Source organism: Pontibacter saemangeumensis (assembly GCF_039541895.1).
GTDB lineage: Bacteria > Bacteroidota > Bacteroidia > Cytophagales > Hymenobacteraceae > Pontibacter > Pontibacter saemangeumensis.
In genome coordinates this window covers 543,292-558,129 of sequence record NZ_BAABHC010000014.1, presented here as the reverse complement: position 1 = coordinate 558,129, position 14,838 = coordinate 543,292, and the positions used below count along the sequence as shown (strand labels likewise).

Below are 14,838 nucleotides of genomic sequence, written 5' to 3'. Positions count from 1 at the left end.
TATGAGCCACGAGCAAAAGATAGCGCAGGAGATCACCCGCCTCTGCAGCGACAAAGAGCACAGCATGCCGGTCCTGCCCCCGGACGAGGATGGCTGGGAGCTGGAGGAGTTCGAGTTTGAAGAAGAGGATGAGGAGGAGGATGATGAACCGGTGTATAGGCTTACAGCATAAGGCACTGTAGCATTTCGGAATGCAAGCAGCAGAAATGGGAGCGGACTCTAATCGCCGCGCTGTGCCGGAGCAGCCACCCCGCAGGAAATTGGTTCGAATCCAATCAGTGCCACCAAAGAAAATCAAGCCGGCGCCCTCGCACTTCATGCGGGAGTACCGGTTCACAGAGGAAAGTTTGTTTTAGATGACCTACGGAGAATTAGAAGCCTTACTGCAAGCCATCGCCGCCACTGTGCAGCGCGGTACCGGTCACTTCCATGTGGGAGACGGCACCAGCCTGGCGCTGGCCGTGCAGGGCAAAGGGTATCCCGTGATCCACGTGGACCCCATCGCAGGCAAGCGCTCCTTCGAGCGCGCCACCAAGGACGCCCGCATCACCATCGGCTTCTTTGAGCAGGGCGGGCCGGATCTGTCCGCTGCCCAGCTGCAGGCCATCTACTCGCGCCAGGAGGCCGTCAGCGCGCGCTTCCTCTTTATGCTGGAGGAAGATGGCGAGATAGGCAACGTGAGCGTGAGCGACTCGCTGGTGAAGAACTACACCGCCGAGCTGCTCACCGGCATCGCCGTGGAGTTCACCCTTGCCCTGCCGCTCTCATGCTCTTAGCCTCGCGCATCCGCCTGGAGAAAAAGGCAAAGGAGTGGGTGGCCGCGCTGCAGAAAAGCATCGCCCAGACCGACACGGGCCAGTACCTGCCGCGTGCTGAGCGGGAGGCGATGGCGGCCACCGTGGGCTATGCCTTCACCGACACGGGCTTTGAGCTGTTCGGGGGCCAGTATATCTGGACCTACGAGTATGGCCGCGGGCCAACGGTGAATGACGGAGATGGAGCCGTAAGGCGCTACGTGCGGCGCTACATCGACGAGGAGGGCATGGTGCCGAAGGGGCAGGACAAGAACGGCATGCCGATCGATGAGGACACGCTGGCCTTCTTCATCTCCCGCAAGATACACGAGACCGGCTCCAAGCCGTGGCGCAACAACCAGCCGACGGGCGTGCTTAGCGGCATCATCAACGACGAGGCGGTGGTAGGGCTGGAGCAATTGCTCTCGGAGCCCTACGCCATCGAGATCGCGCAATACTTAACCAAGGCAGCAGCATGATAACCATACTCGAGAGACCGGCTGAGTTCAGCGCCGTGGGGGGCTTCCTGCCCAACCCGGTGCGCTACCGCATCGGCACCGACAGCGCCTTTATCAGTGCCACGATCCACCGGGCCGACGCTACGGTAATCGGCACGCTGCGCGCCTCTGCCCGCAACGGCGAGGCGGTGCTGGATGTGAGCAGCTACCTGCGCTCGGAGCTGAAGCCGCAGATACCCGTGGGGCTGCAGGTGGTGGAGAAAGCCGCGGGCGCTTCCGCTGCCTTCTGGTGCGACTTCGCGACCGGGGCGGGGGAAAGTGTCAGCGACTCAGAGCACGTGCGCTACGCCGTGGCGGCTGCCCTGCCGGCGGGGGAATCAGACTACAGTGTATACGTGATCAGCTAATTGGCGACCCGCTACGCCACCGGCCTCCTTGCCCTGTTCGAGGGCTACCCGCTAAGCCTCACGCTCAGCATCCCGCACGCCATCCAGCGGCCGCTCTACTTCGAGCGCTCCTACCTGTCCAGCAGCGGGGCGGTGCTGGCCATCCGGGCCACGCTGATCAGCGAGCGGGGCGTGGTGAGCCTGACCGAGTTCGGGCCTGTGCCTCCTGGTACCACCAGCATCAGCGCCTGCGTCACCACCGAGAACCGCGCCACCGAGTCGGACCCGGCGGTGCCGACGCCACCGGAGGCCGAGACCGGGCCGAAGTTCGCCACGCACCTGGAGACGCCGGTACTGTGGGAGCATAACCCGCTGCAGCTGGCTATCGGGATAGGGGAGATCCGGCAGCCGCTCTACCTGGAGCGCTCCTACCTCGACATCAACCGCAGCGAGATCGGCAGGCGCTCTGACGTGATCTATAACCGGGCGGAGCTGGTGGCCTTCAACATCCACCAGCCGGAGCCCTTTGCGGGCACGCGCTGGATCAACGTCTGCATCCGCAACACTTACAACCCAGGCACCGGCAATCCGGAGGACCCGGGTACCATCTTCACGATGGAGTACGAACTTTTGGAATTCAACGAACTGGAATATAACTAATGGCCGCACCCACCACGGTAGAAGAGCAGGAACTCGATAAGCTAACCAACCCGGCAGAGGCAGGGAGCATTGAGCAGACGATCAAGGTATTTCCCGATGCTTCGAAGCTGGACCCCAACAAAACCCAGGGCCGCCACCACCGCACCCTGCTCACCTCCCTGCTTACCCGCACGAAGGCCTGGGTGAAGGTGCTCTACGATAAGCAGAACTACGCCGGGCCATACCGCGCCGGCACCGTCACCGCGGGCGACATGCACTGGACGAAGACCACCACGGAGCTCACCATCTGGAAAGCGCTGGCCGACTTCACCGCAGAGGCCGCACCGGTGGCCGGGGCGCAGTGGGAGCAGTTCGCCGTGCTGCCCGTGACCGTGACGCCGCAGGACTTCACCGACATCGAGGCGCGCCTGCTGGAGCTGGAGACCGCCATGGCTTCGGATGACCCCAGCCTCGATACCATACAGGAGATCGTCACCTACATCAAGGACAACCGCGCCTCGCTGCAGACCCTGGGCGGCGTGCTGGACGGCATCATCGAGGTAACCGACGAGATCGACCTGCGCCTGATCGAGGCAGAGGCCGCCATCATCGCATTACAGCAGGTGGTAGCCAGCAACGACCCGAACCTGGACACGATCCAGAAGATCGTCAACTACATCAAGTCCACCACGCCAGGTACCACCGGCAGCGTGGGATCTACCCCGACGTGGATCGTGTCTCCAAGGGTAACGGTGGACGCCTCGCTTAACATCGTGGTGCTCAACCAGAGCCCCAACGAGCCGACCGCCGACTGGAACGATCAGAACCTGGTCTTCGGCACGGGCATTATCTTCCCGGCCGTGGTGCCGCCTGCTGAAGGTATATATAGAACCGACGCCATTGACGCGGCGCCCAACGGCATCTACGAGCATGTGAAAGGTGAGGAGAGCCCAACGGCAGCGGCCTCACCTGCGCTGCTCAACAACAGGCTCCGTGCCGCCTACATCATCTGGGCGGGCTCAACCGGAACGGTTACCTATCCGGAGGGCAACGGCTACTGGGGCGGCATGCAGTACAGCAGCACCGACTCCAGAACCATCGAGGAGTACTTCCTGAGCCTGCTGGGCTCGCAGGTAAACGACGCTTGGCTTGATGTCACTGACGCCGCCTCTGTCACGCTGAGCTATATGCTGGCAGGCAAGGAGCGGCCCAACCAGCGCATCACACCGGCTACTCTCGTCACCATCACAGGCCCTTCGGACCTTCCCGTGGGAGGGGACATGCGCCTGAAGTTCCTGAACCCGGGCGGCAAGGAGATCACGCTCTCCGGCACCGGGCACAAGGACCTGTTCGGCAACCCCCTCACGGCGCTGCCTCTTAATTCAGAGCCGGAGCACATCGTACTGATTAACAACGCGGGCACCCACCTGACCTGGAGCCTGACGGGCATGGTTGATGGCTTGCCCGACATGACCGAGAACCGCATCCTGGCACGGTTCCCCGGCGCAGGCACGGGGGCCCCGCAGGAGGCGCAGTTGGGCGCGGGCATGTACATGGACTCCTCCGGCTTCATCAACCAGGGATTCCTCAACATTGGGGACACGGTGTATGGCGGGATGCCCTACCCGGCCAATTCCTCTATCCGGCTCACTTCCAACCATGTGGGCTATATCAGCATCAAGGTGCCGTTCTCCGAGCCGGGCTTTATCGCCTACATCGAGGGCGTGATACGGGAACTGGACGGTGCCGACACGCCATCAACAGACCCTTACTACAACAAGATAACAGGCTTCCAAATCGGCGGAAGCTGCGCGGCGGCTGGGAACGCCGCCGGCAAGCCGGAGGGCTGGTGGGGCAGCACGAGCGCCCTGATGCTCACCAAGCACCCGGCGCGTGACCTGACGGTGCGCTACGTGACCAACGAGGCGGACGGCACCTACTACATCTATTTGGGTGAACCGACAACACAGTGGAGCGGGATGATGATGAGCCTCAAGGCGGTGCTGTTCGCCAACCAGATAGGCGGCAGCTCGGTGGTCATTGAGGAGGCGCGGGAAAACTGGCTCGTGGAGCAGCGCACCACCATCACCGGCACGGTCTACGCCACAGAGGCGGGCAACCTGCCCCTGGCACAGAACGGCGGCACGGGCGGGGAAACAGGGAGTGGCTCGTTCACGCCTATCACGGCGGCCCAATACAACACGTACCACCCCGCCTTTTCTACGCAGGCGGAACTGAACGCGTGGCTATTAGGAAACATGAACACTTACCGATAACATGGCAAGAATACCAGAGAATGACAAGCAAGTAGGTAACCTGATACTGGCCTCCGACTTCACGAGCCTGAAAAACGGCGTAAACGACCTGTACCCGGTTTCAGCCGCGCACACGAACGTGCTCAACTTCACAAAGGAGGAGTTTACCTCCACCAGCCTCTCCCAGAGCGCGGCCATCGCCTACACGCTGGGGGCGGGACCGCATGTGGACGGCATGGTGAAGGTAATCGAGGTCCTGTCCGACGGGGTGAACCCCATCACTTTCAGTACAGACTTCCGGGTGTACAACAAATCGGCAGACGACATTTACCCCTCCGGCTTCCATGAGTTCTGGTGCTGCTACCTGAACGGCACGGTACGGGTGTCTATCCCGACCTACGCCACGGCTGGCACCGGCACCGGGGGCGAGACGGGCGGCACCGGCGACACCTCCGTGGCCACCCTGAGCAGCGCCACCGTGGAGAGCCTGTACCCGAACCGCCTCGTACTCACCTACAGCGAGCCGCTCGACACGGCCAGCGTCCCAGCCGGGGCGGCTTTCTCCTTCACGCCCTCCCGCACGGTATCTGGTGTGACCATCAGCGCCTCGGTGGTGACGGTGACGGTGAGCCAGCCGTTCGCCTCCACCGACGTTATCTCCTTCGCCTACACCAAAGGGGCCGCGCCGATACAGGACGTGGCGGGCAACGACGCGGCCAACATCGCCAGCTGGGCCGTCATCAACAACGTGAAGGACTACTACTCGCTCTCCAACGTGGAGCTGATACTGGATGACGAGGGGCTGGCGGCCAACACGGCCAACACCTACGGCACGGTGGACTCCACGGGCGGCGTCACCACCTGGAAGAGCCTCGCGCCGGGTCCGACGGGCCGGGACTTCACCGCCGTGGGCACGGCCCCGAAGATTGGGGCCTCCGGCATTGACCTGGTAGGCACGGGCAACTTCACCAACGCCACGAAGGCGCTGTGGAAGTTCCTGCACTACCACGCCTCCGGCATCACCTCGCTGAAGTACACGCTTCACTTCGTGGTGCAGATGGGCAACAGCGCAGACCCCAACGCGGTGTACTGCCTCTTCGGCAATAATGGCACCTCGGCCACATCCGTCGGCGCGAATGCGCAGTACGACGACAGGGTATCCACTGGGGCAAACAACGGCCTGACGTTCCAGGTTTCCAGGGGCGTGATTGACTCACCCATACACTCGACCGTGAACACCAGCACCGACCCGGACACGCAAATCAGCAACGTAATGACACCGAACAAGCTGTCTGTTATTACCATCGAGTATGACGGGTCGCTCTCACTTGCCAACCGAATGAAGTTCTACCAGGACGGTACGAATATCCCGATGCCGGTGGCCGTCAGCGGCAGCACCGCCCTTAGCGCGGGGGACCCGACCTACGGACTGGACCTGTTCGCAGGGGGGAACTCCGTTGTGCGGGCCATCGGCAAGGCGCGGGCGGTGATTTTCCAGAGCAGGATAGAGTCTGCCTTGGTGCGGGCCGGGGTCATCGACTACATGCGCTTTAAGAAGGGGGTGGCATGAGCTTAGCGCGATTCTTCATGGCATTGCCGAAAGGCGGGGCATCCGTTACGACCCCGCCCGGCACCTCCTTCGACGACACCAAAACGCTCGTGCTGACGGAAGAATACGTACAGTCGGGCCGCTACCTCTTTACAGGCAGCTATACCCAAAACCCCGTCTCCAAGAACGTCCTGCACAGCTTCTTCAACGGCTCCAGGCACGTCTTTGAGGCAGGCAAGAAGGTCAGCGGCAGGAGGTTCATCTACAATGGGGCCACCTCTGCGCTGTTCGATATTTACACGCCTCCTGCGGGTTGGGGGGTGCAGGACGTGGCGCACGGGCACAGCGCCAACGGGCGCTGCCACCTGTTCTTTGACGAGCATGAGGGCTTTGTCGCCAACGTCGGGCACAGGCTGATGTACACCTATTCTAATGACGATGGCGTGTCCTGGAGCACCCCCGCGGACGTGGGGATGCCACCGAACGGGCATAAGTCCATACGGGTGATCGGCAACGTGGTGGAGTCGAACGGGGTGTTGCTAAAGCCTTACTACTCTGGTCTTGATGAGGGCAGCTACGGCACCGAATCCGCCCGCTATGTCCTGAGAAGCACAAACGGCGGGGCCACCTGGGCACACATACTGGTGGAGCAGACGGCGGAGTACGTCAACGAGGGCAGCGTGATGGCCCTGGGCAATACGTGGCTGTACGCAGTGCGGCGGGAGACAGGCACAAGGGGCTGGCGCTTCTACAAGAGCACGGACGCGGGGCTTACGTGGGCGGTGCAGGGGGACACGCAGTTCGGGGAGCCGACCATGACCGAATCACACCCCCCGCACCTGGCGAAGTTTAAAATCAACGGCGTGGACATCTTCGCCTGCTACTTCGTGAACCGCAACACGAAAGAGTACAAGGTCATTTATGGCAAGGCTGCTGATGTGATCGCGGGCATCTCGGGCTGGAATCTGAACACCAAGCTCACCCTGTTCGACCACGACAGCTACAACGCAGGGGGCGCGCCGACCTTCATCTCCGGCTATGGCTGCTTTTACCACATCGACGACACGCTGGAGGCGAAGGGGATAAGCTATCTGGAGTATTCGCAGACCACGGCCACCCATGTCTTGTACTTCAACCTGCCGACCACGCACTACGGGAATTTAAAAACACAACTGGGCATTACCGCGGTATGAGTACCATGCAAAATATCAAAGACGTGTTCTGGATAGTTGGCGACTCCATCGCCAACGGGACCAACAACCGGACCGGGGAAATAAAGCCAGACCCAAATGGGGCTTTGCTGGAATGGAACGGCAGCAGCTTTGCCCCGGTGCGTGACACAGCTACGGCCAACGACGGATCCCCTTTGCCGCAGTTCGCCATGACCTACCACCACCTGACCGGCAGGAGGGTGCACGTCGTGGAGTCTGCCGTGGGCGGGGCGGAGTTCTACCCCAACGGCGACGAGATGAATTGGTTCCCGACCGGCGAGCTGTACACTCCGGCCAAAGAGCGCCTGCAGGCGGCGCTGGAAACCGAGGGTGCGGTACTCAAGGGGGTAATCCTCATTCAGGGCATCAACGACGCCCGCGGCACACAGCCTTTGGCCAGTATTATGCTGGGGATGCTCTCGCTCCTGGACCGCATCAACGCCCATTTCAACACGCCACCCGTCTACCTGGTGCAGATTGGCAGAAGCGAGAGCACGGAAAACGTCGGCTTCACGCCGCGGGTGAAGGATGTGCAGAAGCTGCTCGACAGCCCGGACCCGACCTATGTGCTGAGCGACGGCCGCCCCTACGGGTTCGGTCTGGCGCAGCGGTACCCGAACATCCGCATGGCCGAGACGCTGGAGCGGTACGTGCACCTGGGCTACTACGGCCCGGATAATCTGCATTTGTCTCAGGCCGGGAACGACCACCTGGGCGATCAACTCGCCCGATATATTGTAAGCGCCACCGCCAACTGATATGAACCTGCTGCCCTACTACCTCTTCGCCCGAAAGACCGCCGCCGGAACTGATCCGGGCGGGGGTGGCACCACGCCCCCGCCGCTGGGCAACACCGGGACGTTCACGATGCACCTGCGCAAAGGGCGGGAGGTAGCCTTCGGGCCGCTGGTGATGGATATGGTGAGCACCCGCAGCGATATGATTATGCACCGCGAGTACCCGCAGGATTTGTTCGTGACGAACGATTTGCCCGATTACAACAAATTGGATCAAAGGCTGGCGGGCATCCCAGAAGATGACACGGGCTACCTGACCTTTGACTACGAGGGTACCACGATGACGGACCTGAAGTTCGGCAACGTGGGCGAGCCGCTGTTTGAGACGGCGTTGCAGCGGTTCATCGACATCGCGCAGTACACCAAAGCCAGAAGGACTGCGCTGAGGATCGGCTTCTACGGCCTGACGATCCGCGCCTGGCACACGGCGGACGTGGCCCGCTACAACGCTGAGGGCAAGTACGACCGCCTGATGCCGCACGTGGACTTCATCACGCCCTCCGTCTACCTGCCCTATGCGCAGGAGGAAAAGGGCGCGGCGCGGGTGAAGCAGTACCTGGAGGACAACGTGAAAGCCTCGCTTGCCTACAAAGACCGCTTCCCGCACCTGGAGGCGGTCATCTACGTGGACGAGCGGATCCACGTTTCCAACGACAACATCGACACGGTGGCCTCCGAGATCGCGGGGCGCACCCTCAGCTACGCCAGCCTGTTCCACAGGGCAGAGGTCATGGCCGAGCATGTGGCCATTATCAAAAACACGGTGTACAACGGGGTTTCCCCGGACGGTATCATGTTCTACACCAGGGGCACAGAGAACGGCCTGCGCTTCAAGCCTTACGGGGTGGACTTCCACTGGGGTAGCCACATTGGCATCCCCACGCCGATCACCGGCACGGAGACGCAGACGGTGGCGCAGTACAACGACTTCTTCCATACCATGGTGACGGCCATCTTCAGCCGGATAGACCCGCCCGCCAACTAAATATTAATAAGAAACCATATAAGCTATCATGCAGCACCATATCTTCCGCTTTATCCCGCTTATCGACATTGACATGAACAACCCCGGCGGCGAGGCGCTGGTGATGTACGACGACGTGTCGGAACGGGTGGTGGTCTTCGACGAGTACTACAACCCCATCATGCCCAAGACGCAGCGTTTCGAAGATGTGGGCGCCCAGTATATCGCCGCCGGCTTCTACTTCACTAAGAAGAACTCCTACCCCTTCGCCAAGCGCGGGGAGCCAGTGCCCCCGCCGGAGCCGGAGGAGCCCGTGGTGGTGGAAGGCTGCACGGACCCCGCCGCCTTTAACTACAACCCCAGCGCCACGGCGGATGACGGCACCTGCGAGTATGCGCCCGTGGTGGTGTATGGCTGCACGGATCCTTACGCCACGAACTATAATGCCGGCGCCACCCGGGACGACGGCACCTGCGAGTATATCCCCGCCACGTTCCTCTGCCAGACGGTGGAGGTGCGTCCCTGCGAGCCCAAGGGCGTCTATCTAAGGTGGTTCAATAATTTAGGCGGCGTGGATAGCTGGTACTTCACCGGGCAGTCCGACACGCTGAATGCCGCTGAGGCGCTGGGGGAGTTCTCCGAGTACTCCGGCCTTGCCGGCGCGGCGGTGAAGACCGCCGACCGGGGCACGCTGGTGCGCGCCACCCGGCTCACCCTCAACCAGTGGCAGGCGCTCACGGGCATCTTCACCGCGCGCCTGGTGTGGCAACACCACGAAGACAGCCGCACCGAGCGGGTGTACGTGAAGCCCGCCTCCGCCACCTACGCCCGGAACCAGAAGGAGCTGGAGGTGGAGTTCTCCCGCGTGCCTTTTAACACCCTGACCCGCTAACCATGGAACTATACATCGAAGGCCAAAGAACAGACCTCTCGCCCGACCAGGTGTTTGCCGTGACGGTTCAGAGCAACGACATCACCAAGCCGGACACCGTGCAGAGCAGCTACTCCAATACGCTCACGCTGCCCTTCACGGAGGCCAACCACGCCGCCTTGGGCCATGCCGCGGAGCCCACCAGCCAGCACCACGCGCCCTACCGGAAGCTGGAGGCGCTGGTGTTGGCCGACGGGGTGGAGGTGGTGGCCCATCCCAAAGCCTACCTGGAGCAGGCGGGCGAAGGGTATGAGCTGCAGCTCTTCTCCGGGGCGCTGGACTTCCTGGCACGGCTGGGGGATAAGAGCATCCGGGACCTGGACCTGAGCCGCTACAACCACCTGTGGGACTTTCAGGGGGTGAAGGAAGGCGCCCGCTACTACCGGGATTATACCTACGGCTACATCTACGACGCTATCGACAACGGCAAGCCCTTCAGCCCCGGCAACCTGTGGGCAGAGGACCGGCACCCGTCGGTGTTCGTGCGCGCCGTGTTCGAACAGATGCTCAGTGAGGCGGGGGTAAGCTACACCGGCATCGAGGACGTGCTGTGGGACCGGCTGATCCTACCCTTCTCCAATGACAAGCCGGTGCATAATCAGGCGTGGCGGGATGCGCGGGCCATTGATTCTGATACGCGCAGCGGACTGCCACTTGCCCCGGTACCGGTGGACTACGGTATCATCGAGGCCAGCTTTGTATTCGAGGTGGACTTCATCTCGGAGTCGCAGCCCTCCTTCATCGCGCTCTCCCTCAAGCAGGGCGGGCTCGAGCTGCAGCGCCGGGAGCTGGCCGTCACCACTACCGGACGCCAGGAGCTGAAGGCCACCTTCGAGATCCTGCCCTGCTACGAGCTGGCCGGCTTGGAGATCGTCAGCCACCTGACCAACCTGTTCCCCTCCGGATCTTCCGGCACCAGCACCTATACCAGCCGGCGCCTCACGGTAAATTATAAGGAAGACGCCTTCTACAAGACCGAGTGGGACGTGGCCCTGAACCTGCCCGACATCAAGCAGAAGGACTTCTTCAAGGCCGTGCGGGCACTGTTCGATCTGATGCCAAGCTTCGACCCCTACTCCAACACGATGACGCTCACGGCTTTCAACAGGCTGCAGGAAAATATTCCCATGGCGCTGGACTGGTCAGGCAAGCTGGTATATGTGGATAGCCGCAAGCCCGCTGTGCAATATCGCTTCGGCGACTTTGCACAGAAAAGCTGGTGGCGCTACAAGGCTGACGAGCGGGGCGGCAACGGTGACGCGTACCTCGCGGTGGATGACCACCAGCTGGAGCCGGAGAAGGATGTGCTGACGCTGCCCTTTGCCGCCTCCGAGGATGTGGACGGCTTCCTGCGCATCCCGCTTTTTTCGCAGATAGAAGACAAGCCGGACTTCTCGAAAGAGACGGACAGCATCGACATCCGCAACCGGAAAGGCTTCGAGGATACTGACCTGGTGCTGGTGAAGAACGCCACTGCCGACCCGCTGGTGCGGGAGGGCTGGGCCACCTATGAGCGGATCGAGGGCAGGCCCTACTCCATCAACGGATGGGTGTTGCGCGACCAGCAGGCCTATCACTACAAGCGGGAGAAAGTGGAGCCCCGCATAGCCGTGCTCAGCGAGGAGCACAGCCAGCTGGTGGTGCGCATGAGCCGCGCCTACGCCGTGCAGGTGGTGGGCAAGTCCAGCAGCTTTTTGCCTATTTCCTTTACGGAGCTGCTGCCCACCCGCTACACGGCACTGCAGGGCGTGCTCACCCGGTGCAAGGGCATCACGCCGTACTTCCTGCTCACCCCGCAGGACGTGGCGGGCTACGATCCGGGCACCCCTATCTGGCTGGCGCAGTATCAGGACTATTTCTACCTGAACCAGATATCGGAGTACACCGGCAAAGCGCCCACGGCCTGCCAGCTGTGGCGTTTATAAACACAAAAAGGAGGCTTTCCCCAGCCTCCTTTTGCTTGATTGCATCTCGTCCCGAAGCTGCAATCGGTACTTTCCATGTATTGGGCGGCAATATAGATGTGCACAGCGGATATACAAGCGCCCCACGTGAATATTAGCCAATAATGATATAGGAATTTTGTATTTTTACATACTAATCACCCTCACCCCACCCGCACAGAGATGGCAGAACAGAACCAGGAAGTACTCATCCGCATCAACATCGATGAGGGCACCTACAAAAAAAAGATCGTCGACCTGCAGAAAGAGATCCTGAAGACCAAGCAGGAAGAGCAGGAGCTGGCCAAGGCCATCAAGCTGGCGGGCACCGCCACCGAAGACCAGGTAGAGCAGCAGGTGGCGCTCAAGGCCCGGCTCAAAGAGCTGAACGCCGAGCAGCGCGTAGCAGTGAACGTGCTCGACTCCAAGGCCAAGGCCGACAAGGCCGCGCTGGGCAGCATCGACCAGATGCGGGCGCAGCTCTCCCTGCTAACACGGCAGTGGAATGAGCTGAGCGAGGAGGAGCGGGAGAACACGGAGCTGGGCAAGCAGCTGGGCAAGCAGACAAAAGAGCTGTCCGATAAGCTGAAAGGCCAGGAGGCCGTGATCGGCGACATGCGCCGCAACGTGGGCAACTACGCCGAGAGCCTGCTCTCTGCCGTGGACGGCACCGGCCTGCTTGCCAACATCACGTCTAAAGCTAAAGGGGCGCAGGAAGCCTACACGGCCACGCTCAACATCACCAAGGCCTCGCTGGCCGGCAACATCACCATGCTCAAAGCCTTCAAGCTGGCCCTGGCCGCCACCGGCATCGGGGCCGTCGTGCTGCTGCTGGGCGGGCTGGTGTCGTGGCTCACCCGCACGCAGGAGGGGATCGACTTCGTGTCCAAGAAAACGGCCGGCATCACCACCGTCATCGGGGCGCTGACAGATAAACTGTCTGCGGTGGGCAAAGCGACCATCGACTGGTTCAACGGGATTGAGGACTTAGGCGACTTCCTGAGCAAATTGGGAGATGTGATACTGGTCAACGTCACCAACCGGATCAAAGGCTTTGCCGTGATTCTGGAGGCCATACAGAACCGGGACTTCTCAAAGCTGCAGGACGGGGTGACCCAGGTGGCCACCGGCATCACCGACGCCACCGCGAAGGCCAAGGCTTTCGCCATGGAGATGAACGAGGTAAGGAAGTCGGCGGAAGGCATCGAGGTGGAGTTCCAGCGGATCCGGGAGGCAGAGCGCGCGCTGAACGTGGAGCGCTCCAAGAGCCGGGCGGAGGTGAAGGCTTATAAGCTGGTGGCCGATGATATCACCAAATCAGAAAAGGAAAGAACCGAGGCCGCACAGAAAGCGCTGAGCATAGAGCAGGGCCTGCTGAACCAGCAGCTCAAACTGCAGGAGGAGAAGATCGCCAACATCAAGGCGAACCAAGCGCTCACCAACAACCTCACGGCGGATAACGACGAGCTGGCGGCAGAGGAGATGAAACTGGCAGACCTGCGGGGCGAGTCGCTTGAAAAGCAGGTGGAGCTGCAGAACAAGCTCAACTCCCTGACCAAAGAGGGGGCCGATAAACGCGCCGCCGCCGCCCAGCAGCTGGCAGAGAAAGAGGCCGCCGCGTATAAGAAGCGCCTGGAAGATGAGAAGGCGCTGCTGGAAATTGCCGTTTTGCGTACGGATGAAGGCTCTGATGAAAGACTGCAGGCGCAGATGGCGCTGGCAGAAAAGGAGATGGAGATCGCTTTGGCTGCCAAGGACCTGACTGAAAACCAGAAGAAGCTTATCCAGGCGCAGTATGATCAGCAGGAGATAGCGGCCCGGAAGGAGCACGCTGAAAAGATAGTGGCCATTGCCAAGGCGCAGGCGGAAGAGTTCGCCAGGGTAAAGCAGGCGGAGTACCAGCAGGCGATCGAGTACACCAACGACTACTACGACCAGGAAAGGCTGAAGGCCACGCAGGCGCTCGCTGACGGCTCCATCGGGCAGGCAGAGTACCAGCGGCAGTTGGAGGAGATCCACCGGCAGTCGCTGGAGAACCAGCTGCAGAACGCCAGGGAGTACGGGGAGGAGACCGTGGCCATCGAGCAGGGCATTGCCGAGGCGAAGATTGCCGAGCGCCAGAAGGAGGCCGATATCAAAGCGCTGATCGCGCAGGCCGAGTACGACACGGCCATGACCATCGCGGGCGCCATGGGTGACCTGCTCTCCATCGTGTCAGGCCAGTCTTCTGCCGCGGCTGAATTCCAGAAGGCCATCACGCTGTTCCAGATCGCCATCGATACGGCCTCTGCCATCTCGAACATCGCCAAGGGCGCCACGGCCGTGGGTACCTCCACCGCCATCGCCTCCGGTCCGCTGGGCGCTGTGTCCGGTCCGCTGGCCACAGCTGCCTACTACGCCACCAACGTGGCCACTGTCATTGCCAATATCGCCAAGGCAAAGGCGCTGCTCTCTGATGAAGCACCCAAGGCCCCGCAGTTCTACGCCGGCGGGTATACCGGTGACGGCGGTAAGTACGAGGCCGCCGGTATTGTTCACAAAGGGGAATACGTGCTGACGCAGGAGATGGTGAAATCGAACCCGGACCTGGTGCAGCAACTGGAGGCAGCAAGGGTGAAGAATGCCAGCATGACGCTGCGGCTGGAGACAGCAGGCCTGAAGGGCTACGCCGCGGGCGGCCCTGTGACGGCGCCCGTTTACAGGATGCCGCCGGTGATCAGGGAGCAGCTGGCCGGAACGCCGATGCCTGCCATCGATTACAACAGGCTGGCCCAGGCCATGCGGCAGGTGCGGGTGCAGGCCGCCATCACGGATATCCGTGCGGCGGACCGGAAGTACAGCGCAAAGATGCAGATTGCGAACCAGTAAACTCACGCATATACAAAAAGCCACTCCTCACCAGGGTGGCTTT

General features: G+C 61.6%; 13 protein-coding genes and 1 tRNA gene. All 14 read left to right on the top strand.

Annotated features, from left to right (window positions below; genetic code table 11):
- The first annotated feature begins 1 nt into the window (after nucleotide 1).
- The 14 genes from ABD920_RS13110 to ABD920_RS13045 all read left to right on the top strand — a co-directional run bounded on the left by ABD920_RS13110 (nucleotide 2) and on the right by ABD920_RS13045 (nucleotide 14,795).
- Nucleotides 2-172 (top strand): hypothetical protein, encoded by a 171-nt coding sequence (locus tag ABD920_RS13110; protein ID WP_345159625.1) that lies wholly within the window; start codon nucleotides 2-4, stop codon nucleotides 170-172.
- Nucleotides 173-287, top strand: a tRNA-Gly gene (locus tag ABD920_RS13105).
- A 69-nt stretch (nucleotides 288-356) separates the two neighbouring features.
- On the top strand, nucleotides 357-776 hold the full coding sequence (locus tag ABD920_RS13100) for a hypothetical protein (RefSeq protein WP_345159624.1): 420 nt from the start codon (nucleotides 357-359) through the stop codon (nucleotides 774-776).
- Complete coding sequence (locus tag ABD920_RS13095) at nucleotides 767-1,273, top strand: hypothetical protein (RefSeq protein ID WP_345159623.1); 507 nt, start codon at nucleotides 767-769, stop codon at nucleotides 1,271-1,273. The genes ABD920_RS13100 and ABD920_RS13095 overlap by 10 nt, the downstream gene beginning before the upstream one ends.
- Complete coding sequence (locus ABD920_RS13090) at nucleotides 1,270-1,659, top strand: hypothetical protein (RefSeq protein ID WP_345159622.1); 390 nt, start codon at nucleotides 1,270-1,272, stop codon at nucleotides 1,657-1,659. The genes ABD920_RS13095 and ABD920_RS13090 overlap by 4 nt, the downstream gene beginning before the upstream one ends.
- Nucleotides 1,660-2,298 carry a hypothetical protein gene (locus ABD920_RS13085; protein WP_345159620.1) on the top strand — a complete coding sequence of 213 codons (639 nt, stop codon included), beginning with the start codon at nucleotides 1,660-1,662 and terminating at the stop codon, nucleotides 2,296-2,298. It begins immediately after the preceding gene.
- Complete coding sequence (locus tag ABD920_RS13080) at nucleotides 2,298-4,553, top strand: hypothetical protein (protein ID WP_345159619.1); 2,256 nt, start codon at nucleotides 2,298-2,300, stop codon at nucleotides 4,551-4,553. The genes ABD920_RS13085 and ABD920_RS13080 overlap by 1 nt, the downstream gene beginning before the upstream one ends.
- A gap of 1 nt (nucleotide 4,554) precedes the next feature.
- Nucleotides 4,555-6,102: a SwmB domain-containing protein gene (locus ABD920_RS13075; protein ID WP_345159617.1), complete on the top strand. Its 1,548-nt coding sequence runs from the start codon at nucleotides 4,555-4,557 to the stop codon at nucleotides 6,100-6,102.
- Nucleotides 6,099-7,274, top strand: coding sequence for a sialidase family protein (locus tag ABD920_RS13070; RefSeq protein ID WP_345159616.1), 1,176 nt, complete (start codon nucleotides 6,099-6,101; stop codon nucleotides 7,272-7,274). The genes ABD920_RS13075 and ABD920_RS13070 overlap by 4 nt, the downstream gene beginning before the upstream one ends.
- Before the next feature lie 5 nt (nucleotides 7,275-7,279).
- Nucleotides 7,280-8,050: a sialate O-acetylesterase gene (locus ABD920_RS13065; RefSeq protein ID WP_345159614.1), complete on the top strand. Its 771-nt coding sequence runs from the start codon at nucleotides 7,280-7,282 to the stop codon at nucleotides 8,048-8,050.
- A gap of 1 nt (nucleotide 8,051) precedes the next feature.
- Entirely contained in the window at nucleotides 8,052-9,074 is a 1,023-nt protein-coding gene (locus tag ABD920_RS13060) for a hypothetical protein (protein WP_345159613.1), read from the top strand.
- A gap of 28 nt (nucleotides 9,075-9,102) precedes the next feature.
- Nucleotides 9,103-9,945: a hypothetical protein gene (locus tag ABD920_RS13055; RefSeq protein WP_345159612.1), complete on the top strand. Its 843-nt coding sequence runs from the start codon at nucleotides 9,103-9,105 to the stop codon at nucleotides 9,943-9,945.
- 2 nt (nucleotides 9,946-9,947) lie between these two features.
- Nucleotides 9,948-11,909: a hypothetical protein gene (locus ABD920_RS13050; protein WP_345159611.1), complete on the top strand. Its 1,962-nt coding sequence runs from the start codon at nucleotides 9,948-9,950 to the stop codon at nucleotides 11,907-11,909.
- Between the two features lie 201 nt (nucleotides 11,910-12,110).
- Nucleotides 12,111-14,795, top strand: coding sequence for a hypothetical protein (locus tag ABD920_RS13045; protein WP_345159610.1), 2,685 nt, complete (start codon nucleotides 12,111-12,113; stop codon nucleotides 14,793-14,795).
- The last annotated feature ends 43 nt before the right edge of the window (nucleotides 14,796-14,838 follow it).

Coding starts and splice junctions, on each gene's coding strand:
- ABD920_RS13110 (WP_345159625.1), top strand. CDS start 2: ATGAGCCACGAGCAAAAGATAGCGCAGGAGATCACCCGCCTCTGCAGC.
- ABD920_RS13100 (WP_345159624.1), top strand. CDS start 357: ATGACCTACGGAGAATTAGAAGCCTTACTGCAAGCCATCGCCGCCACT.
- ABD920_RS13095 (WP_345159623.1), top strand. CDS start 767: ATGCTCTTAGCCTCGCGCATCCGCCTGGAGAAAAAGGCAAAGGAGTGG.
- ABD920_RS13090 (WP_345159622.1), top strand. CDS start 1,270: ATGATAACCATACTCGAGAGACCGGCTGAGTTCAGCGCCGTGGGGGGC.
- ABD920_RS13080 (WP_345159619.1), top strand. CDS start 2,298: ATGGCCGCACCCACCACGGTAGAAGAGCAGGAACTCGATAAGCTAACC.
- ABD920_RS13075 (WP_345159617.1), top strand. CDS start 4,555: ATGGCAAGAATACCAGAGAATGACAAGCAAGTAGGTAACCTGATACTG.
- ABD920_RS13070 (WP_345159616.1), top strand. CDS start 6,099: ATGAGCTTAGCGCGATTCTTCATGGCATTGCCGAAAGGCGGGGCATCC.
- ABD920_RS13065 (WP_345159614.1), top strand. CDS start 7,280: ATGCAAAATATCAAAGACGTGTTCTGGATAGTTGGCGACTCCATCGCC.
- ABD920_RS13060 (WP_345159613.1), top strand. CDS start 8,052: ATGAACCTGCTGCCCTACTACCTCTTCGCCCGAAAGACCGCCGCCGGA.
- ABD920_RS13055 (WP_345159612.1), top strand. CDS start 9,103: ATGCAGCACCATATCTTCCGCTTTATCCCGCTTATCGACATTGACATG.
- ABD920_RS13050 (WP_345159611.1), top strand. CDS start 9,948: ATGGAACTATACATCGAAGGCCAAAGAACAGACCTCTCGCCCGACCAG.
- ABD920_RS13045 (WP_345159610.1), top strand. CDS start 12,111: ATGGCAGAACAGAACCAGGAAGTACTCATCCGCATCAACATCGATGAG.